Genomic DNA, 24,186 nt, shown 5'->3' on the forward strand with positions numbered 1-24,186 from the left:
GCGCCTGCTGCGGAACCACGGACTTCTTGACGGCGCTCATGATGCCATCCTAGGCACAGCACTACCGCCCAGCGCGGAGGCCGGTGCGAGCTGCGCGTCTACTATGAAACCGATCAAGCGATCGGCGGAGAGGACACGGGCCCATGCGGCGGCTGGGGGAGCTCGAGGCGGAGATCATGGACCGCTTCTGGAGATGGAACCGGCCCGCCACCGTGCGAGAGGTCGTCGACGACATCAACCTGCACCGGGATCTCGCCTACACGACCGTGACCACCGTCACCAGCATCCTCTTTCAAAAGGGCTACCTCACACGCACCAGGGATCGCCGGATCTGGACATACAAGGCGGCCTCGACCCGCGAGGCGTACTCGGCTGCCCTGATGGAGGACGGACTGGAAGCCAGCGCAGACCGGCCCGCCGCCCTCATCCAGTTCGTGGAGAACCTCGACGACGACGAACTCGCGGCACTCCGCAGAGCCTTGCGCACCGTCGGGCGACGGGCGAAACAGTGAACGCGGCCCCGTCTCTCCTGGGGTACGCCACCGTGGTGGGGGTCGCCGCGCCACCCCTGATCCTCCGCAGCGCCTGGCCGCACCGGGCGCCCGGCCTCGCCGCGGCCGTATGGCTCGCCCTCACGGTCTCGTTCACGCTCGCTGTGGCGCTCGCCGCCTCCCAGCTGGCCTCGCCCACCGAGCACCTGCACGCCGGTCTCATAGGGCTGCTGCACGCCTGCGGCATCGGCGGCACCGGGACACCCGCGCCCAACCCCACAACTGCCGACCGGCTGGCCCTGGCCATGCCCCTCACCGTCTTCGGCGCTGTCGTCGGAGCTTTCCTCCGGCAGCTCGCCCGCGGCGCGCTGGTGCGGGCCCGGCACCGTGACCGCCTCGACAAGGTGGCGGTGCGCTGCGACCGGCTCCGCGCCACCGTGCTGACGCACGGGACTCCCGCGGCGTACTGCCTGCCGGGCTTCCGCTCCCGCGTCGTCGTCAGCGACGCGGCGGTGCGCCTGCTCACGGAAGAGCAGCTCGGCGCCGTCCTGGAGCACGAGCGGGCCCATGTCGTCGGCCGGCACCATCTGCTGATCGCCGCCGTCGAAGCCTTCGCCACCGTCTTCCCCTGGCTGCCGCTCGCGCGTCGCGCACGCGAGCAGACGGCAATCCTGATGGAGATGGTCGCGGACGACCGGGCCCTTCGGAGGCACTCGCGCGAGGTGCTGGCGACCGCGATGTACGAGATGGCCGCTGGCCGGGCGCCGAAGGGCGCATTCGGTGCGGGTGGGTCGACTGCTCTCATCCGTATGAAGCGCATCTTGGGTCCCCGCCGGGCCCCACACCCCGCTCTTCGGGGGTCAGTGGCGTCCGTCGCCCTCGTCGTTCCGCTGTTGCCGCTGCTCGTCGCCTGCCCTCCCGGCGTCTGAACGGCTCGCCGCATACTGTTCTGCTGGTGCTTCGCCAGTGTCGACCGCGGGCCCCGAGCGGCGGCCTGTGAGCAGCGTGGCGATGAGGACGGCCACGAGCGCGAGGAGGGTGGCGGCGACGGTGAGCGCGAGTGAGAAGCCTTCCGTCGCGGCGCCCAGCGGACCGGTGGAGTCGGCCAGGGCGTCGCTGCGTCGTGCAGCCATGGTGACCAGTACTGCTACGCCGACGGCTCCGCCCACTTGTTGAACGGAGCTGAGGACGGCTGCGCCGAGACCGGCGTCCTCTTCCGTGGTGCCCGTGAGCGCGGCGACTGTCAGGGCGGGCAGGCTCAGGCCGCATCCGAGGCTCGTGACCAGCATGCCCGGCAGCACGCCGGATGCGTAACTGTCGCTCGGAGCCACACCGGACAGCAGAAGCAGTCCGGCTGAGCTGATCAGGAAGGACATGACGAGGGTCCGGCGCATCCCGAGCCTGATCACAGCGCGGGAGGAGAGCCACATGCCTGCGAGCATTCCGGCGCAGTAGGGCAGGTAGGAGACACCGGCCTTGAGCGGGCCGTAACCGAGCACGGTTTGCACGTGGATCATCAGCAGAAAGGCCATCGCGTACATGGCGGCGGAGAACAGCAGGGTCGCGCCGTTGGCGACAGCTCGGATCCGGAAGGCCAGGAACGCGGGCGGCACCAGTGGCCACGCTGTGCGTGACTCGGCCACAAGGAATGAGATGGTCAGGACGCCGGCAAGGAGCAGAGGCCCCACAACGGACGCGTCCCCCCACCCCGACTCCCCGGCCTGGAGCAGGCCGTAGACCAGGGACACGACGGCGCCGGTGCCCAACACCGCACCGAGTACGTCCAGGCGTGCCCGGCGGGTGGCCCGGCTCTCGGCGACGAGACGCGGGAGCAGCGCAAGGGCCAGAACGACCACGGGCAGGTTGATCAGAAAGATCCAGCGCCACGAGGTGAGGCCGGTCAGCGCACCGGAGATCACCAGGCCCATCGTGCCGCCCAGCCCGGCGATGCCGCCCCACACACCTAGTGCCTTGGCACGCTCCTTCGTACCGGGGAACAGGAGCGTGATCAGCGACAACGAGGCCGGGCCCGCCATGGCTGCGCCCGCCCCCTGGGCGAACCGCCCGGCCACGAGTTGCCAAGGCTCCTGGGCAAGGCCGGAGACGAGGCTCGCCGCACCGAACAGCGCCACACCGCTCAGGAAGACACGTCGGCGGCCCAGCAGGTCGGCCACGCGACCGAACAGCAACAACAGCCCGCCGAAGGCGAGGAAGTACGCGTTGACAACCCAGGCGAGGGCCGCGGTACTGAAGCCGAGATCGTCCCGGATGCTGGGCAGAGCGACGCTCACCACGTTGTCGTCCAGGACGAGCATGAACTGCACGAAGCACAGCACAATCAGCGCCGACCGGCGACGGCCGGTGCTTGCGGCAAGGGTCGATGCCGATGCTGAGGTCATGACGGGCGTCCCGTCAGTGTGGTTGGCATGTCCGTGCGGCGGTAGCGCCCCTGGCGCGAGTGAATGATCGGCATGCCACGACGCTATGCATCGGCCGAGTTGGCCACAATCCGCTATGAGGCCATGCCATATCGCGTTGAGGACATAGGCTGAGACGCATGACCGAGGCCGTGTTGAGCGCCGTCCCATCCGGGGTGGGGGCGATCGTCGTGGGGAACTTCCCCCTGTCGTCGGGGCAGTGGATACCAGCGCACAGCCACCCGCAGCACCAGCTGGCCTGGACGCCAAGGGGCGTGCTCGGCGTCGCCGTCGACGACACCTACTGGGTCCTGCCACCCACCCGGGCGCTGTGGTTGCCCGCAGGGGTCGTGCACCGGACCGGTGCGACCCGCGACGCGGTGCTGCGCAGCCTCTACCTCGAACCGGACCGGTGCTCTCTGGCCTGGACAGAGCCCACGCCGGTGCGCGTCGACGGGCTGCTGGCCCACCTGATCCACCACCTCAACCGGCAGGACCTCACCGACGACATACGACTGCGGGCAGAGGCGGTCGTCCTGGATCTGCTGCACCCTTTGCCGACCATGCCCATCGATGTGCCACGTCCCGTCGACGAACGCGTATGCGCCGTGGCCGACGCGCTGCTCACCGATCCCGCGGACCCGCGGAGCCTTGAAGCCCACGCCCGGGCCATCGGAGTGAGCCGACGCACCCTCACACGGCTGTTCGTCCACGACACGGGCATGAGCTTCGATCGCTGGCGCACCCATGTACGACTGCGGGCCGCCCTGCCACTCCTCGCCGAGGGCCAACCCGTGTCCCGGGTCGCGCAGGCCGTCGGCTACGCGACACCAAGCGCGTTTCTCGCGGCGTTCCGCCGAACCGTAGGCACCTCCCCGAAGCGCTACCTGAACGGCGACGCCGGCTTCGACGCATCCGATACGAGCACGTCGGCGCCGTCGAGGACGTGAGCAAGCGCCACACGCGCGCCTTGTCGCCGTCGGGGGCGCGTCTGTTGCGAACAACGGCACAGAGAGCGCCCAATCGGGCCACGCCGACAATGGTCACGGTCACTGACCTTCCCGTTCGCCGTCCACCTCCTCTGCAACAAGTCGTCGCGCCCGCCACGTCCTGATGACCCCGGCGGCCACTGCCACGCTCGCCAGCACGGACGCAGACCGTAGGAGAGAAACTTACGTTCTGCCCCGTGTTGCACCCCTTCTCGCGGTCCGAGCGCTGAGATGCTGCCTGCCGATAGCAGCCGGTAGCGGTCAGCCCGCCAGAAAGGAGATCACGTGGAAGCCGCGGCCTGGGAGCCGGTCGCACTCCTGCTCGCAATCGTCGTGGTGGTGGTCTTCCTGCTCCACTGCCTCGGGGCCACCATCCGTTCCGTCCGCGAGCCGCTGCACACGGGCCCGTTCAGTGGCGGACTCGAGCCGCGGGAGCACCCGGCCTCCCGGTTCCACGTTCGCTGGTACCCCGTCACGATGACCTTCCTCGCGTTCGACATGGAAATGCTCTTCATGTACCCGTGGACAAAGGTCGTCCCGGATGTCGGTACGCCGGCGGTCGTCGAGATGTTCCTCTTCCTCGGCGTGCTGCTCGCCGGCGTCGGTTACGCGTGGCGCGAGGGGGCGTTCCGGTGGAGCTGAGGACGCGCTTCACGGGGGTGGCCTTGGCACGGCCGGGGGTTCTGCTGGTGACGGCTGCCGGTGCGACGCGTGAGCGGCTGGCCGTCGAGACCGAGCTCGCGCGCAGGGGCTGGCCGAGGGTCCCAGGACCCGCATCGGCGGACCTCGTCGTCTTCGCCGGCGCCCCCGTTCCCGTACGGGGGGACAACTGGGCGGAACGCGTGTGGCTCGGCGTACCGTCGCCCAAAGCACGGGTGTCCGTAACGGATGCCCGGCACGCGGCGCATGACCTGGACCACGGGCATGCCGCGCTCCTGAAGTCGGCCACGGCCCAGAGGGCTCACGGGACAGGGAACGTTGAGGATGGGCGCGACCACGACCGTGATGCTCGTGACCCAGGTGATCACGGGCACGACGAGGGCCAGGAGGGCTACAGCGCCCACGGCGGAATGGACCACGACCGTCATGCGCACCACATGGGGGCCGTAGCCGGATTGCCGATAGCCGAACGGGCTGACGACCGGGACGGGTTGAGGCTCGACCGGCTTCACGTACCGCTCGGGCCGGCGCTTCCGGACTGGCCGGCAGGGCTCGTGCTGCGCGTGGAGCTTCAGGGTGACGTCGTCCAGCGCGCCGAGATCGAATCGGCCTCCGCGCCTTCTTCGTCCCAGCCTGTCTTCTGGAACGAGCCATGGCTCAGGGCAATCTCCGGTGAGCCGGTGACAGTCGGCGAGGCCGCCCGGCGGCGGTCCGCGGCGCATCTCGACAGTGTCGGCAGATTCCTCGGGGTGGCCGGCTGGAGTGACGCGGCGGCCAAGGCACACCACACCCGCGACAGGGCTCTCGATGACGCCCCGGCCACCGAACTCCGCGCAATCGTAGGGAAGTTGGTCCGGCGCGTCCGCAAGTCGTGGACTCTGCGCTGGCTCACGGCGGGCGTGGGTGAGCTGTCCGTCGAACACGCGGATGACCACCAGGTGACGGGACCCGCGTTACTGGCCGCAGGCGACGTGCACAGCCGATTGACCGTCTGGCTGGACGAGATCGAACGCGCCCTCGACGAGATCGATGAGCGCGCCCCGCTCGCCAACCACCCTCCGGTTGGGCCCCGAGGCCGTGTCGACGCGGACGTCCCACCGTCCCAAGCACTCCTGGACGTGCTGCCCGGTCTCCTCGAAGGCGCCGAGTTCGCCTGCGCTCGGCTCATCGTCGCGAGCCTCGACCCCGATCTCGACGAGCTGGCCGCGCAACACACACCGAGGGGCCATGCACATGGCTGAACCGGCTCCGCTGTGGGCGGTACTCGTCCTGCCTGTCGCACTGGCGCTGGTCGCGATGGGCGTGGCGACCGTCGATGCGAGGTCTGCCGGGCCGGGCCGCGAGGTGCTGCGGCTGCTGGTGCAGCAGCGGCGGGTCACCAGGGCGGCCGATGTCCCTCTCGTACGGCTGGGGACGACGCTGCTCCCGGTCGCCGCCGTGCTCGCCGCCGCCGTCCTCCCCTTCGGATTCCGGTCGGTCTCCGACCTGCCGGACGGGATCGTGTGGTTCAACGCCATGGAAGCGCTGGCGTGGGCGGCTGTGTGGCTGGTGGGCTGGGGACCGAACTCCACCCTGTCGCTGATCGGCGGATACCGCTTCCTCGCGCAGGGTTTGGCATACGAGCTGCCGCACATGCTGGCGATCACGACCGCTGCGCTCGGAGCGGAGTCGTTGCGGGTGGGCGCGGTGGTGGACGCTCAGGCCGGGCTGTGGTTCGCGGTGTGGATGCCTGCGGCGTTCGGGATCTATCTGCTGAGCACGCTCGCCATGGCCTTTTGGGGTCCGTTCGACCAGCCGGCGGGCGCGGACGCGGCGGGCGGCGCGGCGGCCGAACTGTCCGGGGTGGACCGGCTGGTGTTCCTCGGCGGCCGGTGGCTGCTGCTCGTGGTCGCCGCCGCCTTCTCCGTACCACTGTTCCTGGGCGGTGGGCACGGTCCGCTCCTGCCCGACTGGGCGTGGACGGTGGTCAAGACGGCTGCTGTGCTCGCGTTCCTCGTATGGGTCAGGCGCCGGATTCCGACCGTACGAATGGAGCGCTACGTGGAGCTGGCCTGGGTGGTCCTGACGCCTCTGGCGGTGGCGCAGGCGTTGGTGGTGGCCGTGGTGGTGCTGGGTCGGTGAGGGAGCGATGACAACGGCGGCGTTCTGGGTGCTGGCGGTTCTCGCCGTGGCGAGCGGCATCATGGTGTTCCGTTTCGACTCGATGGCGCGCGCCACGTTCTCGCTGCTCACGGCCCTGCTGTGTGTGGGCGGGGAGCTGATCGTGCTCGGGCTCGACTACCTCGGCATCGTCACCGTGCTGATGATGACGATCGAGATGGCCATCATGGCCGTGTTCATGATCATGTTTATGATGAACCCGGCCGGTCTCATGCCGATGGCGATGATCCACAACAAGTGGGGAGCGGCCGTCATCTGCGCTCTGGCGTTCGCCGTGCTCGTCGCCGGCGTCCTCCTCGCGCCATGGCCGCCTCGGCGCGGGCAGGCTCCCCCCGACCCGACCATGGCTGTCGGCATGTCCCTGATGGGGCCGCAGATGCTGACCATGATGACGCTGGGCATGGCGCTGTTCGCGACGATCGTCGGTTCCGTAGTGCTCTCCACCCGGCGCGGCAGGTACGACCGCCTCGGCGACGATCTCCGGGCGGCCCGGCCCGATGACCCGGTGCGCGGCGGGGTGGGCCGATGAGTCTGGAGCTGTTTCTGATCGTCGCCGCCGCACTGTTCTGCGTCGGGCTGTTCGGGGCGCTGACCCAGCAGTCGATCGTGATGCTGATGATGGGGCTGGAACTGATGCTGGGCGGGGTGATGCTCGCGGCCGGCGCCGCCTGGCACTACGTCGCTCCGGCCACGGCCGACGGGCAGGTCCTGATCGTGGTCGCCATCACGGCCATGGCGGTGGAGATGGCGATCGGATTCGCCGTCGTGACGGCCCTCTTCAGGTCGCGTGAGATCGACATGACGGACATGGCGGCGGAGCTGAGGGAGTGAGCCTCGTGCTGTGGGCGCTGGTCGCTCTGCCTCTGACCGCCGGGGTCGCGCTCGCTCTGGCCGGACAGGCCGCCGACCGCTGGGCGCCTGGCATCGCCGTGGTGGTCGCGGTCGCGTCTCTGGTGCTGGCGGTGACCGCCGCCGTCCGGCATCCGGCCGTCGAGGCGCCGCTCATGGAGGGGCTCTCGCTGCGGCTGGCGGTGGACGGTCTGTCCGGCGTCCTCGTCGTCACCGTCACCGCCGTCACTCTCGCCGTACTGCTGTTCAGCCTGGTGGAGTTCGGCGGGGACGAGGCCCGGGCCCGGTTCTTCGGGCTGATGCTGCTCTTCGCGGGGAGCATGCTGGTCACCGTCACTGCGACCACCCTGCCCGTCCTGCTCATGGCCTGGGAGGTGATGGGCGCCACGTCCTGGGCGCTCATCGGCTACTGGTGGCGTGAGCCGGAACGCACCGCAGCCGCCGACACCGCGTTCCTGACCACCCGCGCCGCCGACCTGGGGCTCTACCTCGCCGCGGGCGCGGCCCTCGCGGCGGCACCCGGTCCGCTCGCCCTCGACGGGCTCGCGCGCACGGCCGAGCCATGGCTGTCGTTCGTGACGGCGGGCCTTCTGGTCGCGGCGCTCGGTAAGTCCGCGCAGCTCCCCTTCAGTTTCTGGCTGTCGCGGGCCATGCAGGGGCCGAGTCCAGTGTCGGCGCTGCTGCACTCGGCGGCGATGGTGGTCGCGGGTGCGTATCTGCTGCTGCGGATGAGACCGCTGCTGGATGCCTCTGGCTGGGGCGCGAGCGCAGCCGCGTGGGTGGGTGCCGCGACTGCCGTCGCCCTGGGCCTGGTCGCCGTGGCGCAGAGCGACTTCAAGCAGCTGCTCGCCGCCTCGACCTGCGCCCAGATCGGGTTCATGGTCCTCGCCGCCGGCGCCGGAGCGACCACCGGTGGGGCATTGCAGTTGATGGCACACGCTGCCGCGAAGAGCCTGCTGTTCCTCGTGGCGGGCGCGTGGCTCACGGCATGGGGAACGCAGCAGCTTCCCGCGTTGCGTGGTGCCGCGCGTTCCCACCGGGCAGTCGGTGTGCTCTGCACGGTGGGCGCTCTGTCGCTCGCCGGGCTTCCGCCACTCTCCCTGTGGGCAGCAAAGGATGTGCTGCTCGCGGGGGCACTGGAGGACAGCCCGTGGCTGTACGCGGTCGGGCTCGCCGCCGCCGTCCTCTCCGCGGCCTACAGCGCCAAGGTCCTCCGTTTCGTGTGGGGCCGCCCGGAGCAGCGGGCGACGGGCGGACGTCGGATTCCGGGCGGGGCCGTGGTCCCGCTCGCTCTGCTCGCCGCCGCGTGCGTGGCGCTGACACCCGTGGCCTTTCCGCCTGTGCGAGACGTGCTCACCCGATATCTCGACACGGGTCCTCAACCAAGTCCGCACGTATGGGAGTTCGCCCTGTCCAGCGCTCTGGCACTCGCGGCGGCCGCCGCGGCCTGGGCCTGGGGCACCCGCCCGCTTCCGCTGCCGTTCCGGGTGAAGCGGCTGGGCCGTGAATGGTTGGGCCTCGAACGCGCCGCCCATGTCCTTCTCGTCTCCCCCGTTCTGGCGCTGGCTCGCGCCGCCGCCGCGTTCGACGACCGGGTCCTCGACCGCGCCGTGGAAGCCGCGGCACAGGGAGCGGTCGGCTTCGCCCGATGGACGAACCGGTTCGTCGAGCGAGCGATCGACGGAGCGGTCGAGGCTGTCGCCACGGCGGCCCGGCGGCTCGGTGGATGGGCCCGCCGCCCGCAGACCGGCCAGCTCCACCAGTACCTCGCCCAGGCCGTCGCGGCCTTCTCCGTCCTCGCCGTCGTGCTCGTTCTCGTGAGGTAACTGTTGCTCACCGTCCTTGTCTTCGTCCCGACCGCAGTCGCCCTGCTGCTCCTCGCCCTGCCCTCCCGTACCCCCGTCCAGGCGCTGCGCTCCGTGTGGTTGGCCACGACCGCGGTCGAACTCGGCCTGGTCGTCGCCGTGTGGGCCGGATACCGGACCGGCGGCGGCATGCAGTACGAGGTACGGGCCCGCTGGATCCCCAACGCGGGTGTCGGGTACCACATCGGCGTCGACGGTCTGTCGCTGCCGCTGCTCGCCCTCACCTGCGTCCTGTTCCTCGCCTGCGCGCTGTACTCGCTCCGCGAGAATCGCCGCTTCCGCGAGTTCGCCGCGCTCTTCCTCTTCCTCCAGACCACGTGCCTCGGGCTGTTCGTCTCGCTCGACCTGATCCTGTTCTTCGTCTTCTTCGATCTGTCGATCGTGGCGATGTACTTCGTCATCGCCGGATGGGGCCACCGCGATGCCAAGCGGGCCGCGCTAAAGTTCTTCCTTTACACCTTCACCGGATCGCTCGCGCTGCTGCTCGGCTTCATCGGCCTCTACCTTGCCGCCACCCCGCACACCTTCGACATGGTCGACCTGACACGACAGAACCCACTTGCCGGGCGATCGGCCTACGGCGCGCTGGTTCTGCTGGCCGTCGTCGTGGGCCTGGCCGTGAAGACACCGACGATCCCGTTCCACACCTGGTTGCCGCCCGCCCACACCGAGGCGCCCGCCGCCGGCTCCGCGATCCTCGCCGGCGTGCTTCTGAAGATGGGGACGTACGGGTTCCTCCGCATCGCCATGCCCATGCTGCCGGACGTCTGGCGGCGTTACGCACTGGTCTTCGTCGTCGTCGGAGTCCTGTCAGTCCTCCACGGCGCGCTGGTGGCGCTCGCCCAGACCGACTTCAAGCGCATGATCGCGTACACCTCGGTCAATCACATGGGGTACATCATCCTGGCCGTCGGCGCCGCCGCCGCGACCGCCGACACCTCCGCCCAGGCCCGCTCCCTCGCGATCACGGGATCGGTCACCCAAATGGTCAGCCACGGCCTGATCACGGGCGCACTGTTCCTCCTCGCCGGTGTGCTGTACGAGCGGGGGCGGACACACGACATGGGCGCGTACGGCGGTGTGGCCGCCGTCGCACCCGTCTTCGCCGCCCTGACCGGCATGGCAGCCTTCGCGTCCCTCGGCCTGCCCGGGTTCTCCGGCTTCATCGCCGAGTTCCAGATCTTCACCGGCACGCTCGGGCCGCGACCGCTGGCAACCTCCCTCTCCGTAGTAGGCATCCTGCTCACGGCCGGTCTGTTCCTGCGCGCGCTCCGGAACATCCTGATGGGGCCGCTACGATTGCCGGACGCTCCCGGCACGCCACGCCCGTTCACGGACATGCGTTTCCATGAGAACGCGGCCGTCGTTCCGCTCCTCGTGCTCGCCGTACTCCTCGGCATCGCGCCGCGTTTCCTGCTCGACGTCATCGAACCGGCCTCGCGTACGGTCCTTGAGCAGCTCGCCCGATGACCGGCATGGACGGCATGAACGAGAACCCGCTCGACATCCTCCCCGAGGTGTTCCTCGCCGCCTCGGCCGTTCTCGGGCTCCTGCTCGGCGCCTGGCTGCCGCGCGGCCGCCAGTGGCTCGTGGGGCTCCTCGCGGCGGTGGCGGCGTGCGGGGGGATCGTGGCGGCGGCCATCACCGCTGCCGGGCCCGATGTGACCGCGTTCGGCGAAGCGTTCACCGTCGACCCCGTCACGAACACCTCCCGCACCGTCGTGCTCGGCGCGCTCCTGCTCGTCCTCGGCCTCTCCGCCGGACCGTTCCACGCCCACCCGCGCGAGAGCGAGTTCTACGTCCTGCTTCAGCTCTCCGCCCTCGGCGCGCTCGTCATGGCGGGAACCCAGGACCTGTTGCTGCTCACCGCCGGCTACCTTCTCGCGAGCATTCCCGCCTACACGCTCGCGGGCTTCCGCAAGGACGGCCCGGGCACCGAGGCCGCGCTCAAGTACTACGTGATCGGCGCTCTGTTCGGCATCCTCATACTGGCCGGCATCACCGTGCTGTACGCGGCGGGACGGGCCACCGGCTACCCACTCCTCGGTCCCGCGCTGCCGGAAGCGCCGGAGGCGCTCGTCGCGGCCGGGGCCGTCGGCCTGCTCGCCGGCGTGCTGTTCAAGGCCGGCGCCGTCCCGGCCCACTTCTGGGTACCGGACGCGGTCCAGGGCGGCACCGCTCCGGTCGCCGCGTTCCTGACCACCATCCCGAAGATCGGGGCGCTCGCGGCGCTGCTACGACTCGGTGAGTCGGTCCTCGCCGACAGCGGAATGCCGTGGGCAGGCGTGATCTCCGTGGTGGCGGCGGCCTCGATGACGCTGGGCAATCTGGCCGCCTTCTTCCAGGACGACGTCAAACGGCTCCTCGCGTACTCGACCATCAGCCAGGCCGGCTACCTCCTGCTGCCCGTCGCGGTGGCCGGCCGGTCGGACCTGGCCCAGGAAGCGTTGCTGTACTACCTGGCCGCGTACGCCGTGACGAATCTGGGCGCCTTCGCCGTGGTCTGCGCCCTCCCCCGGGCCGGCCGGATCGGCGACTACCGCGGCCTCGCCCGCAAGCGACCGCTGCTGGCCGCGAGCCTCGTCATCTGCCTCCTCGGACTAGTCGGCACACCGCCCACGGCCGTCTTCGTCGGCAAGCTGGAGACGTTCAGCGCCGCGTTCGACGGCGGGTACGCCTGGCTGGCGGTCCTGGCCGCCGTCAACACCGTCGCCTCGCTCTTCTACTACCTGCGCTGGATCGTGCCCGCGGTGTCTCAAGGTGGCAATGACGATCCCGTCGACGGCGACGGCACGGCGCGAGCTGTCGCCTACACGGCCGCCACCATCTCCGTGGGGCTCGGTCTGGCCGCAGGTCCCGTACTCCCCGCCCTGAGCAGCTCCCTCTCCGCGTAGAGGTCACCTCGCAGGACAATGGAGTGGAGGAACTTACGGCTTCGTACCGCAACGGTGAGGACCATGGTGGTGGCACTGTTGGCTGCACTCGTGGGGGTTCTGATCGCGGCTGCCCTCTGGTATGACATCGCTCGCCTGATCAGCACAAACGAGAGCTGTTTCCCTCCCCTCGCCCGACTGCGGGGGCACGGTGCCGGCCTTGCGGCCACGGAGCGCTGGTGCACCGGGCTCCTGTTGCACGGGCGCATCGACGGCGACGAGTATCGGCGCCGGATGAGCGGCATCGCGCGCGGCAGTAGGAGATTACGGAGCCCGGGCATCTCACGCACGGGTGAGCGTCCGAAGCGAACGGCGCAGCGGACGATGACGTGCCGCCTTGCCGTAGCGACGCTGGACGTGGGCCACGGTCCCTGCCCGGCTCCCCAAGAGCGGCGGCGCGGACCGTTCTCGTGCACCTCCACCTCACCAGAGGATCCCCATTTCGTCTCTCCATAGCCACCGCGACCCAGCGGCCAGGATCATCATTCGTGGGCCGTACTCGGCGCTTCACGCGGCCTTGGACAGGGTGGACCGGTCCGTGGTGGGGGCATGCCGGGTGGTTGTCATGGGGCTGGTCATGGCTCCTCGTCCGTCGTGGAGCGGCCACAGGAGCAGCGCGCTGACCGCTCCCGCTGCGGCGAGGACCGCGAGGACGGACCAGGTAAGGGTGAAGCCGGCGTTCGTGCCGAGCCATCCCGCGACGGGATAGGTGATCAGCCAGGCCAGGTGCGACAGGGAGAACTGGGCCGCGAATGCCTCGGGGATCGCGTTCCGTCCGACGGAGGCGCGCAGGACCTTGCCGGTCGGCGTGATGATCAGTGCCATTCCGATGCCGATCACGGTCCAGATGATCGCCGTACCGATCCAGGTGGTGAGGCCGGCCGCGATGAGCGTCACCGCGGCGGTCGTGCCGCCGACGAGGACTCCGGCGCCGGTCATCATGACGGTGCGGGCATTGATCCGGTCGAGAACGCGGGGCAGTACGAGGGCGGCGAGGAGGGTTCCGGTGCCGGAGGCGGCGAGCATCCAGGCGACGTTCGACTGCGAGCCGCCGAGCTCGTCACGGACGTAGTTGACGGTGTTGACGACGACGATCGACCCTGCCGCCGCAACCACAAGATTGAGCGCCATGACGCCGCGCAGCCGCGGCGTCATGAGGTAGGTCCTGATCCCTGATGCCGCCTTGTCCCATGCCTTGGTGTGGGTACTGGGGCGGGCGTCGGGGATGCGCGCCGACAGGACGAACAGGGCGGAGACGAGGAATCCGGCGGAGGTGCCCAGGAACAGCCAGTTGAAGCTCATGAACGTCAGGGCGACGGCTGCCAGCACGGGGCTGAGCAGGCTCTCCATGGTGGAGGCGACCTGGGAGGCGGACAGAGCACGCGTGTAGTCGGAATCGTCGGTGACGATGTCGGGGATTACGGCCTGGAACGTCGGGGTGAACGCCGCGGAGCCGGCCTGGAGCAGGCCGATCAGGGCGTAGATGTGCCAGACCTCGGTGACCAGCGGCAGTGCCAGGACCACCGCACCGCGGACCACGTCGAGGAGGACCAGGAAAGCTCTTCTGGGAAGCCGGTCGACGTACGCGGCAGCCAGGGGGGCTATGACCACGTACATGACCATCTTCATGGTCAGGGCGGTGCCGAGGACGATGCCGGCGCGCGGTCCTGCGAGGTCGTAGGCGAGCAGCCCGAGGGCCACTGTGGTCAGCCCGGTACCGAACAGGGCGATGACCTGGGCGCTGAACAGGTGGCGGTAGTCGCGGATGGCGAACAGACGCATGGCGGGTTCCTTCCGTGTTCATGCGGCGGGGCACGGCCCCGGGGTGGAGGCCGTGCCCCGCGAGTACAGGCGGGGGTGTCTCTAGGCACCGGCGTCACTCCCCGGTGTGAGGCCGGCGAGCAGATTGAACGCGCCGGTGAGGATGTTGAGTGCGACGACTCCGACGACGTCGGCTATCGCGCGGTCGCTGTAGCCGTGCTCACGCAGCGCGATGACCTGTTCGTCGGTGATCGACGTCGGCTCGCGATAAATCTGGAGCGCGAGGGCGATGATCGCCGCGATCGCGGGATCGGCCGAGGTACCCGTGTGGGCGCGCTCGATCTCTTCCTCGTCCACTCCCATGGCGCGGGCGGCACCGACATGCGCGTCGAGGCACAGCCGGCAACCCTGCACTGCCTGGACGGCGATCGAGATCCGTTCGCTGGTCCTGCGGTCGAGTTTGGCTCGTCCCATGGCCCGGCTGAGCTGGAGATAGCCGCCGAGTACGGCCGGCGAGTGCGCCATCGTGGAGACCATGTCACCGATCTGGCCATGGCGGGCGACCAGTTCGGCGAGGAGGTCGCGCGAGGCGCCGACCGTGGTGTCCGGCGTGAGTCGGGTCAGGCGGGGCATGACGCTCCTTCCGATGTGGGGGATGTGCTGGGGGCTGTGGGCCTCGACGGTCAGTGGTGTGCGTGGTGGCCGTGGTGGTGGCTGCTGTGCTCGGGTGCGGCCTGGGATGCCCCGTCCGACCGGGGGGCTGCCGTGCTGGTCCGCACGGTGAACTCGGCCGTCCGGACGACGTCGTTGTGCTGGAAGTCCAGGTACAGGCGGTAGGTACCGGCCGAAGGCGCGACCGCCATGAAGGCGATCCCGGGTCCCGGCGCGGTGGCGCCGTCACCGGGTTCGCCCTCCGGGTGGACGTGGAGGTAGCCCAGGTCCCCGACCCGCAGTGCCACCAGGTGCCCGTACGCGGCCAGGTAGGGCTGCAGGTCGGTGACGGGGCGGCCGTTCCGGCTCACGGTGAGGGTGAGTTCGCTCGCCTCGCCGGGCAGGAGTTCACCTTCGAGCGCCACGGTGTACTCGCCGATCCGTGCGATCCCGGTGGCTTCGGGGAGCGGCAGCGGGTCGTACGCCCCGGCGACCGCGACATCAATCCCCAGCGTCATGGTCCCGTTGTGGCCGACCGGGTGGATGTCGGCGAAAAACCTCCAGTCCCCCGGCTCCAAGGTCAGTTCGACGCTCCAGGTCCCCTTCTCGTCCCTCACCGGGTGCACGTGCTGGAACCCGGCCGTGTCACGCCGGACGGCGATGAAGTGCAGCTCCTTCTCGTGCTCGGGCCTGAACTCGGTCACCGCCTGCCCATCGGGGCCGATCACCCGGAAGCCGACCGGCTGCACACCGGCGGTGAGGAGCGCCGAGTCGAGTTCGAGGGTGTACCCGTTCTCGGAGACCGACAGCCCACCGGGCTGAGCTCCGTCATGGCCGCCATGGTCGGTCTGGTCGTGGCCGGAGTGATTCCTCATGACATCTCCATCGGTGTGATGCGCCTTCTGGCGTCGCCCGTTCAGGACGACGATCGTAACCATATACCCCCCGGGGGTATATGGCGAGCCTCGATGGTTGAAGTCTCGCGAAGGACCACTCCCCTCCTGACTGGCCTTGCCACCGCTCCGGTCCCATGCGATCGACGCTGCCCGTCGAGCTGATCGCCGTGACCTCCGGCTCGCCGGTGGCCGGAGCGAACTTCGCCCTCGGAACGGCACCGCCGTTTGCCACTCTCGGCCACCTTCTCCGACGCACCGGCAGGGCGCTGCCGGGTCAGCTGGCCGCACTCAGCGGGCGTGGCCGCCCTGGCCGTCGCGCTCTGGACCGTGACGGCTGACCTCCAGTCGGGCGGCTGGGCCAGCCTCAACCACGAGGTACGAGTACGCCGGCGGCAGTGCCCGTCTTCTCACCCGAGCCCGGCGCCTCGGCAAGCCCCGAGGGCGCGGGCGGCGCTCAGGAGCCCCCCTGTCGAGCGCAGAGGCGACTCCAAGATCGACCTAGGTACCTGCGGCCCGGCACACTCCGGTTTCCTGCGACATGGGCGGCGGGCGCAGCACTGTCCGGTTCGACGAGGATGCCGAAAGTACACACGGACGCACTGGCGGCCGCCGCACGGCGGACCGGTGAGCACGAGGCCCGCCCGGTCGGCTGACGTGGTGTCAGCCGAGACGAAGGCGGCCCGGCCGGGCAATCCGGTCGGGCCACTTCCGCTTGGTGGCAGAACCTGCATCCGCTCACCCAGGGGCCCGCCGGCACGCCTTGAATGGCCGCACCCATGCCCGACCGATCAGTGGCCTCCTTGGTGGCCGTGATGGTGAGGATGGCCCGTTTGCTCGACCACGGTCTCGTCGACGGGAACTTCTTCGACGGGGCCGGATGCGGGCCGCAGGCCGGCCATCGTGACCCCGACCAGCCTGCGTACGGCCGCCTTCGAGGGAAGGCCGCCGGCCGCGCCGAGAGCATGCAGGGTGTAGCCGGCGAGTTCGTCCGGTGAGACGTCGGACCGCAGAGCGCCGCTCTCGGCGCACTCGGCGAGCAGGTCACGGACCAGGCAGAAGAGCTGCTGGTGAGCCTGCGCCACGTGCTCGCCCTGGTGCAGAAGCGCGGCGACATCGGCGCCGTGGCGTCCGCCGCGCCGCTCGTACGAGATCAGCGCGTACGCCTCCAGGACACCCTGCAACCGCTGCCAAGAGCCTCCGGCCTGATCCCGCACCGCCCGGAGGCGTGCGAGATGCTCGCCGACCTGTCTCTCGTGCCAGGCCGCGAGGATCGACTCGACGTCCGGGAAGTACTTGTACAGCGTCGCGCGCCCGATGCCGGTCTCCTGAGCGATGCGCGACATCGTGACCGACAGCAGCCCATGGTCGGCGACCAACGCCGCCGTGGCGTCCAGCATCGCCTCCCGCACCGAGTGGCGATGCGCCTCGATCGTTTCGTTCCACAGCTTCGGCATTCCCTCAATGTACGGGATGACGACTCCGTGACAGCATGGACTTGACAGAGACACATTGTCTCGCAAAAGGTGGCGACTGCAGCGACTCCCCAGTCACCGAGCCGGAGGACACCATGCCGAACCAGCCCCCTGCCCAGCACGTCGGCGGCGAACCGGAGCATCGAAGGCCGCGCTGGGTGACCGCGTCCCTGCTCGTCGCCGTGGCCGTTGTCGTGACGTTCCTGGCCATCCACCTCGCCGGCGGCGGCATGCGAGGCCACAGCTGATGGCGCATTCCCCTCGGGTACGCAAGCTTGCCCTGACCGCCCACGTCACGGCTTCCGTCGGCTGGATCGGCGCCGTGGCTGTCTTCCTCGCCCTGGCCATCACGGGGCTGACCAGCAAGGACGCCCAGACTGCGAGGTCGGCGTACGTCGCGATGGACGTGACCGGCTGGAGCGTGATCGTTCCGCTGTGCTTCGCCTCCCTGGCGACCGGAGTCATCTCGGCCCTCGGCACCACCTGGGGACTCCTGCGCTACTACTGGGTCACCGTGAAGCTCACGCTCACCGTCCTGGCCACCGCCGCCCTGATCCTGCACATGCCACCGATCAGCCACATCGCCCGCGCGGCGACCGACACGGGTTGGTCCGCGGGCGAGTTCGACGCGCTCAGGACCCAGCTCGTCATCCAGTCGGGCGCCGCGCTCCTCATCCTTCTCGTGGCGACGACCCTGTCGGTGTACAAACCGCAGGGCAGGACCCGCTACGGAACGCGCAAGCAGCGCCAGGATCGCGCCCTGGTGCGGAGCCCGGCCCCCCAGCCGTAGCGGCGGGGCTCACAGGTCTACGGTCACCGCGTCTACGGTCCCAAAACCGCTGACCGGCTGTGCTTTATCCGCCGCTTCAAGGCGGCGGGCATGCCCGTTCAGGAAGCACGGCAGATCCTGATCGTCCACGACAACGGCGAAAGCCCTTGCACCCTAAATTCGACCTGTCACCCCGCAGGTCAACAGCCCTGCCCCTGCAAGATCTGATGAGACGCGACAAGCGGCGTCAGCCGCTCAAATGTCGCCGGACCTCGGCTCTTGCCCGCCCCCTTCGGGGGTGCGTTTCGTACATCCGTACCGCTACCAGCAGGCCGGAGGCGGCGGTGAGCCCGGCGATGACCCAGATGGCGGTGGTGAGGCTGTAGGCGTCGGCGAGGGCGCCGGCGAGGAGGGCGCCGACGGCGAAGCCGCCGTCGCGCCACAGGCGGTAGATGCCGACAGCGCGGGCGCGCCATGCGGGGTGGGCGACGTCGCCGATGACGGCGAGCAGGGTCGGGTAGACCAGGGCGGTGCCGAGGCCGAGGAGGACTTGGGCGGTGGCCCAGACGCCGAAGGTGGTGCCGGCGGCGACGAGGGCGATGGCGGCGGCCTGGAGCAGCATCCCGGCGGTGATGAGGTGTTTGCGGCCGATGTGGTCGGACCACCAGCCGGTGACCATCTGGCCGGCGCCCCAGACGGCAGGGTAGAGGGCAGCGAGCATGCCGATCTGTGCGATGGACAGACCGTGGGCAGCGAAGAGGAGGGGGAAGATGCCCCAGGCGAGGGCGTCGTTGAGATTGTTGACCATGCCGGCCTGGCTGGCGGCGGAGAGGGCCTTGTCGCGAAGGCTGGTGAGCCGTGCGATCTGGCCGGTGGTCAGTTCCCCGTCCTGCTCACTGCCTGCTTGGGTGGTGTGGCGGGCGGCTTCGAAGCGGGCGTGGTCGCGGGTCTCCCGTACGGCGAGGGTGGACAGGCCCAGGGCGAGGACGACATAGGCGGCACCCAGCAGGAATGGGGCGGGGCGCAGGCCCGCGTGTTCGGCGATGGCTCCGGTGGCGACGGCGGTGGCGGCGACGGCGACGTATCCGGCGGCTTCGTTGAATCCCATGGCCAGGCCGCGGCGTTCGGGGCCGGCCAGGTCGATCTTCATGATGACGGTGGTGGACCAGGTCAGACCCTGGTTGATACCGAGCAGGACGTTGGCGGCGATGATCCAGCCCCAGGTGGGGCCCCACGCCAGCATCGCGGGCACGGGCAGGGCGATGAGCCAGCCGGCGATCAGGACCGGCTTGCGGCCGTAGCGGTCGGACCAGGTCCCGGCGAAGAAGTTGGTGACCGCCTTGGTCGCGCCGAAGGCGAGGATGTAGGTGAGGGCAGAGGTGTAGGCGGCGAGGTGAAAAACATCGTCGGCCAGCAGCGGCAGGACGGTCCGCTCCTGGCCCAGCATGCCGCCGACCAGTGCGTTGATCACGACGAGCAGGCTGAACTGGGCAAGGTTGGCGCGCAGTCCGAGGCGTATGCCGGTGAGGTTTGACGTGGGACCGGTGGTGGTCACGCGCTCTCCTCCAGCGTGCGGCCAGTGGCTTTGGCCCAGTCGGCGGGGCCACCGTCGAGGACGGCGAGATTTTGGTGGCCGGCACTCTGAAGGAGACTGGCAGCGGTCATGGCGCGTTCGCCGTGGCCGCAGGCGACGACGGCGTTCTGCGGGGTGGCGTCGGAACGCGCGGCAAGGTCGCCGAGTTCGATGTGGACCGCTCCGGGAATGTGTCCGGCGGTGTGCTCGGCTCGCTGCCGGATGTCGAGGACGGGGCGTTCGGCGATCCCGTCGGCGGTGAGTAGTTCGATGTGCTCCTGCTCTCCACCACCTGCCGCCCAAACGCCCATGCCACCGTCGAGGCGCCCTGCCAGTCGCTCGTAGCCGATCTTCAACGCCTGCCAGGTGAGTTCGGCCAGGTCCTGGCCGGTGCTGCTGACGAACACAAGTGGGGTGTCGTCGGGCAGCAGCCAGCCCAGCCAAGTGGCGAACTGGTCCCGCAGTGGAATGGAGACGGCGCCAGGGATGTGGCCTGCGGCGAAATCCGCGATGGGGCGTACGTCGACGAGTTGAGCGCCCTCGCCGAGCAGATGGCGTACCTGGGCCGGGGAGAGCGCGGGGAGAGTCGGGGCGGAGCTGAGAACGGTGGGCCCGCGCCGGTTCGCCTCACCCAGGCGGTCGAAGTATGCGGGGTAGGAGCCGACACTGCCGAGCAACTGCCGTACGAAGGTGTCCTCGTCCGGAGCGGTGAGCAGGGGGTTGGCCTGCTTCTGTGCGGCGATGGTGGTGGTGCGCTCGGCGCCGGGCGGTGCGGAGCAGAAGGACCCGGCCCCGTGCGTCGGCCACACGGCGGTGGTGTCCGGCAGTTCGGCCAGGCGCCGCAGGGAGCGGTACTGGGCACGGGCCAGCTCGTCCGTGCGGTCGGCGCCGAGCAGGTCGGTGCGGGCGGCGGATCCGACGATCAGGGACCCGCCCGTGAAGACGCCCAGCTCACGGGTGCCGTCCAGCAGCAGGAAGGACAGGTGTTCGTCGGTGTGGCCGGGGGTGGACAGGGCGCGCAGTTTGAGCCCGCCCAGGTCGATCTCGTCCTCGTCGGCGAGGGGAGTGTGAGGGAAGGCACGCCGACCGGCCGCGGAGGCGAGGACGGTGGCTCCCGTGTCATGGCCGAGTTGGACAGCGCCGGACAGGAAGTCGGCGTGCAGGTGTGTGTCCGCGGCGAAGGCGACGCGCAACCCGCGGCGCTCGGCGGCAGCGTGCAGGGTACGCAGGTCGCGGCTGGCGTCGATGGCCAAGGCGCGGCCAGCTCCCAGGTCTACGAGATAGGCGCTGTTGCCGAGTCCCTCGTCGACCAGCGGTATGAGGTGGTCATCGGCGAAACCCACGGGATCCTCCAGGACGTGATGAGGGGCGGCGTGGTGCTTGCGCACCTACTCTAAACTACAATATTCCATGGATCTATGGAGGATGCCATGACGGCAACGACGAGGACTCAGGCCAAGGGGCGGTTGTATGACGCCTTCGCGGCCACCGGCAAGGCTCTGGCCAGCGGAAAGAGACTGGAACTGCTCGACCTGCTCGCTCAGGGTGAGCGCACCGTGGACGCGCTCGCCAAGGCGGCCGGACTGAACCTGACCACGGCCTCCGCGCACCTGCAGACGCTCAAGCAGGCCGGGCTGGTAGTCACTCGCCGGCAAGGGGTCCGCATTCATTACCGCCTGGCCGGTGACGATGTCGCCCAGCTCTTCGCGCTGTTGCGCAAGGTCGCCGAATCCCACCAGGCCGCCGTCGAGCCGGCCCGCAGCGCGTACCTCGGCGAGGAGACAGGGCGGGAAGTCACCCGTGAGGAGCTCCTGGCCAGGGTTGAGGCCGGCGACGTCGTGGTGCTCGATGTGCGCCCTGCCCAGGAATACGCCGCCGGGCACATCCCCGGCGCGATCTCCATCCCCGTCGACGAACTCGCCGATCGGATCAGCGAGCTGCCCGACGGCGTCGAGGTGGTCACCTATTGCCGCGGCGAGTACTGCGTGCTGGCCCACGACGCCGTACGCATGCTGACCGGGCTGGGCCGGAAGGCCATCCGCTTGAACGACGGCATGCTGGAGTGGCGCCTGGCCGACCTGCCCGTCGCCGCTGGAGCCGACTGATCAAGCCCGCAGGGCGATCCCGGCCCCGGCGAGCGGTGCGGCAAGGTCGTAGGGAACGGGCATAGGGGTGGTGGGTCCGGCCGAGTGCGGCCGGTGTTGCCGTCCGGGTATGCCCCAGCCGCCGAGCCTGGAGCGGCCACCGCCAGACGCAAGAGCTGACCGATGGCCTCGCGCAGGTCGCGGCCCTGCAACGCCAGGCTGAGCATCACCGCATGAGTTCGGGATCCCGAGACTCCCACCGGCGCGGTCACGACCGCGATAAGCAGTCCGGCAGCCAGCCCGGCAGCCCTGTTTCCCACGCCACCGCGTCCCCCCGAAGCCTCGGGCGCGCCGTCCGGCGCCGGGTGTGCTGTAGTCGGCCGCCGTACGCCGCGGAGCCGCAGGCTTTCAGGCGTGGGGGGTGTAGGCCGCCAGGACGATCTGTGTGGCGAAGCGGGGGGCGTCCTCCGGGTCCAGCGTTCCGTTGGCCACGTCTGCCGCTGTGCCTTTGAAGATGTGGTGGAGGGCGCTCGCCAGCCAGCTCGCGGGGAGGTCGTCCCGGAAGACGCCTTCGGTCTGTCCGCGGGTGATCAGGTCGCGTACGCGCTGCTCGGGCCTGGCGTGAAGGGCGTGAATCCGTCCGGGGGGCAGCACGGTCTGCGCGGCTTCGAGTATGGCGCTCGCCCGTGCGATGAGGAGCCAGCTCGACCTGATGAGGGTGTCCAGCGCGGTGCGGGGGTCACCCGTGAGGTCGAGGTCTTCCAGTACCTCGTCCCCTTGGGCGAGCAGGCGTGTCAGTGCCGCTTCGACCAGGCTGTCCCGGGACGGGAAGTGGCCGTAGAGGGTGACCCGGCCCACCCCTGCGGCGTGGGCGATCTGGACCACGCTCGCGTCGGCGTTGCGACTGAGGCAGTCGATGGCCGCGTCCAGGATCTTCTCCACGTTCTGCTGGGCATCGGCTCTGCGGGTGGCCCCGGGCGCTGAGCGAGACATGCAACCCCTTAAGTCGAACAGTGATGTACGGGTTAGAGTAACGTCTGCAACTCGAACACTGGTGTTTGACTTTATCGTGAAGGGGGACCGTCATGACCGAACCGATGGCTTCCGCCCGTCCCACCGGCAGTCCTGACCCACGCCGTTGGAAGATCCTGGCACTCGTGGGCGTCGCGCAGCTGATGCTGATCCTGGATGTCACCGTGGTCGCCATCGCGCTGCCGCACATGGGCGCGGACCTCGGGCTTGAGCGCGAGGCGCTCACCTGGGTCGTGAGCGCCTACACCCTCGCGTTCGGCGGCCTTCTCCTGCTGGGAGGCCGGGCCGCTGACCTGTTCGGGGCCCGGCGCCTGGTCCTGGTGGCTCTGCTGCTGTTCGCCGGCGCCTCGCTGCTGGCGGGCCTGGCCACCTCCGGCCCCATGCTCCTCGGGGGACGCGTGCTGCAGGGCCTTGCGGCGGCCATGCTCTCCCCGGCCGCGCTGTCACTGATCGTCACGCTTTTCGACGGTGAGGAGCGGAACAAGGCGCTGGGAATCTGGTCGTCGCTGGGCGGCACCGGGGCGGCGTTGGGCGTGCTCCTGGGAGGGCTGCTCACCGCGGGTCCCGGGTGGCCGTGGGTGTTCTTCATCAACGTCCCCGTGGGCGTGGTTGTTTTCATCGCCCTGCGGACTCAACTCCCACCGCAGCCGCGACCTGCCACGCGGGGACGGCTCGACGTGGTGGGCGCGGTGTTGGTGACCGCCGGCACCGGCACTCTGACCTATGCCCTGATCAGGGCCGGCGACAAGGGATGGGCCACGTTGGCGACAGCCGGACTGGTCGCTGCCGCGGCGCTCCTCTACTGGGCCTTCATTATCCGTCAGCGCCGGGCGGCGTCTCCGCTCATGGACGTCGGGCTTCTGGTTCGTCGGCCGGTCGCGACGGGAACGCTGCTGATCCTGGTGGCCACCGCTCTGATGATCATGGTGTTCTTCCTCGGTACGTTCTCCTTGCAGGACCACCGAGGGTTCGGGGCGCTCGAAACCGGCCTGCTCTTCCTTCCCGTCGCGCTGGCGACGATGGCCGGGGCGACCGCGGCGGGCCGAGTGATCGGGCGTACAGGACCCCGGGCGCTGGGGGTATCCGGGCTTCTCCTCGCCGCTGTCGGCATGATGATTCCCGCGCTCTGGGACAGCACCCCCGCTCTGGTGACGGGCATCGCAGTGGCCGCCGCCGGCACCGGAGTGCTCTTCGTCGTCGCCTCCGCCACCGCGCTGGGGCAGATCGAACCGCACGAAGCCGGCCTCGCTTCCGGAATCGTGAGCACCTTCCACGAGTTCGGCGCCTCGCTGGGCGTCGCCGTCGTCTCCAGCATGGCCGCGGCGAGCATCGCCGGAACCGATGGCGCGGGTTTCTCACGCGGCTTCACCACCGGCGCCGTCGTGGCTGCCGCGGCAGCGGTCCTGGTACTCGTACTGACGCCGGGCCACGGCCCCCGTGAGCGCGTCCAACTGCCAGATCCGGTGTGATGTGACGAGCCGAGCAGACCGCTGCAAACCCCGCCCTGTCTCGCCGCACCGTGGCGGGGCAGGGCGGGGCGCCGAAGGTGCGGGTGCGGTGTTCCAGTGCGGGAGCCCTCAGATC

Annotated in this window: 24 protein-coding genes and 2 pseudogenes; 17 read left to right on the forward strand and 9 right to left on the reverse strand. The window is 69.8% G+C overall.

Annotated elements, in window-relative coordinates; genetic code table 11:
- Positions 1-143: 143 nt before the first annotated feature.
- Together ACWGO0_RS34120 and ACWGO0_RS34125 are read left to right on the forward strand one after the other, a co-directional pair.
- The gene (locus ACWGO0_RS34120; protein ID WP_382733255.1) at positions 144-512 is read left to right on the forward strand and encodes a BlaI/MecI/CopY family transcriptional regulator; all 369 of its coding nucleotides are present in this window, start codon (positions 144-146) and stop codon (positions 510-512) included.
- On the forward strand, positions 509-1,420 hold the full coding sequence (locus ACWGO0_RS34125) for a M56 family metallopeptidase (RefSeq protein WP_453543817.1): 912 nt from the start codon (positions 509-511) through the stop codon (positions 1,418-1,420). The genes ACWGO0_RS34120 and ACWGO0_RS34125 overlap by 4 nt, the downstream gene beginning before the upstream one ends.
- Here ACWGO0_RS34125 and ACWGO0_RS34130 read toward each other — a convergent pair.
- On the reverse strand, positions 1,352-2,890 hold the full coding sequence (locus ACWGO0_RS34130; protein ID WP_453543819.1) for an MFS transporter: 1,539 nt from the start codon (positions 2,888-2,890) through the stop codon (positions 1,352-1,354). The genes ACWGO0_RS34125 and ACWGO0_RS34130 overlap by 69 nt on opposite strands.
- Positions 2,891-3,048: 158 nt before the next feature.
- Here ACWGO0_RS34130 and ACWGO0_RS34135 point away from each other — a divergent pair, with 158 nt between their 5' ends.
- The 9 genes from ACWGO0_RS34135 to ACWGO0_RS34175 all read left to right on the forward strand — a co-directional run bounded on the left by ACWGO0_RS34135 (position 3,049) and on the right by ACWGO0_RS34175 (position 12,325).
- Complete coding sequence (locus tag ACWGO0_RS34135; RefSeq protein ID WP_453543821.1) at positions 3,049-3,858, forward strand: AraC family transcriptional regulator; 810 nt, start codon at positions 3,049-3,051, stop codon at positions 3,856-3,858.
- A gap of 324 nt (positions 3,859-4,182) precedes the next feature.
- Positions 4,183-4,539, forward strand: coding sequence for an NADH-quinone oxidoreductase subunit A (locus ACWGO0_RS34140; RefSeq protein ID WP_453543823.1), 357 nt, complete (start codon positions 4,183-4,185; stop codon positions 4,537-4,539).
- On the forward strand, positions 4,530-5,798 hold the full coding sequence (locus ACWGO0_RS34145; protein WP_453543825.1) for a hypothetical protein: 1,269 nt from the start codon (positions 4,530-4,532) through the stop codon (positions 5,796-5,798). The genes ACWGO0_RS34140 and ACWGO0_RS34145 overlap by 10 nt, the downstream gene beginning before the upstream one ends.
- The gene (locus ACWGO0_RS34150) at positions 5,791-6,678 is read left to right on the forward strand and encodes an NADH-quinone oxidoreductase subunit H (protein ID WP_453543827.1); all 888 of its coding nucleotides are present in this window, start codon (positions 5,791-5,793) and stop codon (positions 6,676-6,678) included. The genes ACWGO0_RS34145 and ACWGO0_RS34150 overlap by 8 nt, the downstream gene beginning before the upstream one ends.
- Before the next feature lie 7 nt (positions 6,679-6,685).
- Entirely contained in the window at positions 6,686-7,246 is a 561-nt protein-coding gene (locus ACWGO0_RS34155; protein WP_453543829.1) for an NADH-quinone oxidoreductase subunit J, read from the forward strand.
- Complete coding sequence (locus ACWGO0_RS34160; RefSeq protein ID WP_267080652.1) at positions 7,243-7,548, forward strand: NADH-quinone oxidoreductase subunit NuoK; 306 nt, start codon at positions 7,243-7,245, stop codon at positions 7,546-7,548. The genes ACWGO0_RS34155 and ACWGO0_RS34160 overlap by 4 nt, the downstream gene beginning before the upstream one ends.
- Positions 7,545-9,392: a proton-conducting transporter transmembrane domain-containing protein gene (locus ACWGO0_RS34165; RefSeq protein ID WP_453543832.1), complete on the forward strand. Its 1,848-nt coding sequence runs from the start codon at positions 7,545-7,547 to the stop codon at positions 9,390-9,392. The genes ACWGO0_RS34160 and ACWGO0_RS34165 overlap by 4 nt, the downstream gene beginning before the upstream one ends.
- A gap of 3 nt (positions 9,393-9,395) precedes the next feature.
- Complete coding sequence (locus ACWGO0_RS34170; RefSeq protein WP_453543834.1) at positions 9,396-10,901, forward strand: complex I subunit 4 family protein; 1,506 nt, start codon at positions 9,396-9,398, stop codon at positions 10,899-10,901.
- Positions 10,902-10,906: 5 nt separating this feature from the next.
- Positions 10,907-12,325 carry an NADH-quinone oxidoreductase subunit N gene (locus ACWGO0_RS34175; RefSeq protein ID WP_453543874.1) on the forward strand — a complete coding sequence of 473 codons (1,419 nt, stop codon included), beginning with the start codon at positions 10,907-10,909 and terminating at the stop codon, positions 12,323-12,325.
- 546 nt (positions 12,326-12,871) lie between these two features.
- Here ACWGO0_RS34175 and ACWGO0_RS34180 read toward each other — a convergent pair.
- From ACWGO0_RS34180 to ACWGO0_RS34190, 3 genes are all read right to left on the reverse strand, one after another.
- On the reverse strand, positions 12,872-14,146 hold the full coding sequence (locus tag ACWGO0_RS34180; protein ID WP_453543836.1) for an MFS transporter: 1,275 nt from the start codon (positions 14,144-14,146) through the stop codon (positions 12,872-12,874).
- Positions 14,147-14,227: 81 nt separating this feature from the next.
- Positions 14,228-14,758, reverse strand: coding sequence for a carboxymuconolactone decarboxylase family protein (locus tag ACWGO0_RS34185; RefSeq protein WP_453543838.1), 531 nt, complete (start codon positions 14,756-14,758; stop codon positions 14,228-14,230).
- 50 nt (positions 14,759-14,808) lie between these two features.
- Positions 14,809-15,651 carry a hypothetical protein gene (locus tag ACWGO0_RS34190; RefSeq protein ID WP_453543840.1) on the reverse strand — a complete coding sequence of 281 codons (843 nt, stop codon included), beginning with the start codon at positions 15,649-15,651 and terminating at the stop codon, positions 14,809-14,811.
- Positions 15,652-15,806: 155 nt separating this feature from the next.
- Between ACWGO0_RS34190 and ACWGO0_RS34195 the strand changes: the two genes are divergently transcribed.
- On the forward strand, positions 15,807-16,010 hold the full coding sequence (locus tag ACWGO0_RS34195) for a hypothetical protein (RefSeq protein ID WP_453543842.1): 204 nt from the start codon (positions 15,807-15,809) through the stop codon (positions 16,008-16,010).
- Between the two features lie 450 nt (positions 16,011-16,460).
- On the opposite strand, the gene ACWGO0_RS34200 is transcribed toward ACWGO0_RS34195, so the two are convergent.
- Positions 16,461-17,126: a TetR/AcrR family transcriptional regulator gene (locus tag ACWGO0_RS34200; protein WP_453543844.1), complete on the reverse strand. Its 666-nt coding sequence runs from the start codon at positions 17,124-17,126 to the stop codon at positions 16,461-16,463.
- 113 nt (positions 17,127-17,239) lie between these two features.
- Between ACWGO0_RS34200 and ACWGO0_RS34205 the strand changes: the two genes are divergently transcribed.
- The 3 genes and pseudogenes from ACWGO0_RS34205 to ACWGO0_RS34215 all read left to right on the forward strand — a co-directional run.
- Entirely contained in the window at positions 17,240-17,392 is a 153-nt protein-coding gene (locus ACWGO0_RS34205) for a hypothetical protein (RefSeq protein ID WP_453543846.1), read from the forward strand.
- Complete coding sequence (locus tag ACWGO0_RS34210) at positions 17,392-17,934, forward strand: hypothetical protein (RefSeq protein ID WP_453543848.1); 543 nt, start codon at positions 17,392-17,394, stop codon at positions 17,932-17,934. Before ACWGO0_RS34205 ends, ACWGO0_RS34210 begins: the two co-directional genes overlap by 1 nt.
- Before the next feature lie 33 nt (positions 17,935-17,967).
- Positions 17,968-18,141, forward strand: a pseudogene (locus ACWGO0_RS34215) (MerR family DNA-binding protein); the annotation flags it as partial.
- Positions 18,142-18,160: 19 nt separating this feature from the next.
- On the opposite strand, the gene ACWGO0_RS34220 reads toward ACWGO0_RS34215, so the two are convergent.
- Together ACWGO0_RS34220 and ACWGO0_RS34225 are read right to left on the reverse strand one after the other, a co-directional pair.
- Positions 18,161-19,468, reverse strand: a complete 1,308-nt coding sequence (locus ACWGO0_RS34220; RefSeq protein ID WP_453543850.1) for an MFS transporter — start codon at positions 19,466-19,468, stop codon at positions 18,161-18,163.
- Positions 19,465-20,874 carry an MBL fold metallo-hydrolase gene (locus tag ACWGO0_RS34225; protein WP_453543852.1) on the reverse strand — a complete coding sequence of 470 codons (1,410 nt, stop codon included), beginning with the start codon at positions 20,872-20,874 and terminating at the stop codon, positions 19,465-19,467. Before ACWGO0_RS34225 ends, ACWGO0_RS34220 begins: the two co-directional genes overlap by 4 nt.
- A 42-nt stretch (positions 20,875-20,916) precedes the next feature.
- Between ACWGO0_RS34225 and ACWGO0_RS34230 the strand changes: the two genes are divergently transcribed.
- On the forward strand, positions 20,917-21,591 hold the full coding sequence (locus ACWGO0_RS34230; protein WP_453543854.1) for an ArsR/SmtB family transcription factor: 675 nt from the start codon (positions 20,917-20,919) through the stop codon (positions 21,589-21,591).
- A 131-nt stretch (positions 21,592-21,722) separates the two neighbouring features.
- On the opposite strand, the pseudogene ACWGO0_RS34235 reads toward ACWGO0_RS34230, so the two are convergent.
- Positions 21,723-21,797 (reverse strand): annotated as a pseudogene (locus ACWGO0_RS34235) (DUF3703 domain-containing protein); the annotation flags it as partial.
- 181 nt (positions 21,798-21,978) lie between these two features.
- On the reverse strand, positions 21,979-22,563 hold the full coding sequence (locus tag ACWGO0_RS34240; RefSeq protein WP_453543856.1) for a TetR/AcrR family transcriptional regulator: 585 nt from the start codon (positions 22,561-22,563) through the stop codon (positions 21,979-21,981).
- A 92-nt stretch (positions 22,564-22,655) separates the two neighbouring features.
- Between ACWGO0_RS34240 and ACWGO0_RS34245 the strand changes: the two genes are divergently transcribed.
- Positions 22,656-24,071, forward strand: coding sequence for an MFS transporter (locus ACWGO0_RS34245; RefSeq protein ID WP_453543858.1), 1,416 nt, complete (start codon positions 22,656-22,658; stop codon positions 24,069-24,071).
- The last annotated feature ends 115 nt before the right edge of the window (positions 24,072-24,186 follow it).

It is taken from the genome of Streptomyces sp. NPDC055749 (assembly GCF_053617235.1).

What these genes read in the sequence shown, in the direction of transcription:
- ACWGO0_RS34120 (WP_382733255.1), top strand. Translation starts at nt 144, where the DNA reads ATGCGGCGGCTGGGGGAGCTCGAGGCGGAGATCATGGACCGCTTCTGG.
- ACWGO0_RS34180 (WP_453543836.1), bottom strand. Translation starts at nt 14,146, where the DNA reads ATGCGTCTGTTCGCCATCCGCGACTACCGCCACCTGTTCAGCGCCCAG.
- ACWGO0_RS34175 (WP_453543874.1), top strand. Translation starts at nt 10,907, where the DNA reads ATGGACGGCATGAACGAGAACCCGCTCGACATCCTCCCCGAGGTGTTC.
- ACWGO0_RS34230 (WP_453543854.1), top strand. Translation starts at nt 20,917, where the DNA reads ATGACGGCAACGACGAGGACTCAGGCCAAGGGGCGGTTGTATGACGCC.
- ACWGO0_RS34150 (WP_453543827.1), top strand. Translation starts at nt 5,791, where the DNA reads ATGGCTGAACCGGCTCCGCTGTGGGCGGTACTCGTCCTGCCTGTCGCA.
- ACWGO0_RS34210 (WP_453543848.1), top strand. Translation starts at nt 17,392, where the DNA reads ATGGCGCATTCCCCTCGGGTACGCAAGCTTGCCCTGACCGCCCACGTC.
- ACWGO0_RS34185 (WP_453543838.1), bottom strand. Translation starts at nt 14,758, where the DNA reads ATGCCCCGCCTGACCCGACTCACGCCGGACACCACGGTCGGCGCCTCG.
- ACWGO0_RS34155 (WP_453543829.1), top strand. Translation starts at nt 6,686, where the DNA reads ATGACAACGGCGGCGTTCTGGGTGCTGGCGGTTCTCGCCGTGGCGAGC.
- ACWGO0_RS34160 (WP_267080652.1), top strand. Translation starts at nt 7,243, where the DNA reads ATGAGTCTGGAGCTGTTTCTGATCGTCGCCGCCGCACTGTTCTGCGTC.
- ACWGO0_RS34205 (WP_453543846.1), top strand. Translation starts at nt 17,240, where the DNA reads ATGCCGAACCAGCCCCCTGCCCAGCACGTCGGCGGCGAACCGGAGCAT.
- ACWGO0_RS34190 (WP_453543840.1), bottom strand. Translation starts at nt 15,651, where the DNA reads ATGAGGAATCACTCCGGCCACGACCAGACCGACCATGGCGGCCATGAC.
- ACWGO0_RS34130 (WP_453543819.1), bottom strand. Translation starts at nt 2,890, where the DNA reads ATGACCTCAGCATCGGCATCGACCCTTGCCGCAAGCACCGGCCGTCGC.
- ACWGO0_RS34200 (WP_453543844.1), bottom strand. Translation starts at nt 17,126, where the DNA reads ATGCCGAAGCTGTGGAACGAAACGATCGAGGCGCATCGCCACTCGGTG.
- ACWGO0_RS34245 (WP_453543858.1), top strand. Translation starts at nt 22,656, where the DNA reads ATGACCGAACCGATGGCTTCCGCCCGTCCCACCGGCAGTCCTGACCCA.
- ACWGO0_RS34135 (WP_453543821.1), top strand. Translation starts at nt 3,049, where the DNA reads ATGACCGAGGCCGTGTTGAGCGCCGTCCCATCCGGGGTGGGGGCGATC.
- ACWGO0_RS34195 (WP_453543842.1), top strand. Translation starts at nt 15,807, where the DNA reads ATGCGATCGACGCTGCCCGTCGAGCTGATCGCCGTGACCTCCGGCTCG.
- ACWGO0_RS34240 (WP_453543856.1), bottom strand. Translation starts at nt 22,563, where the DNA reads ATGTCTCGCTCAGCGCCCGGGGCCACCCGCAGAGCCGATGCCCAGCAG.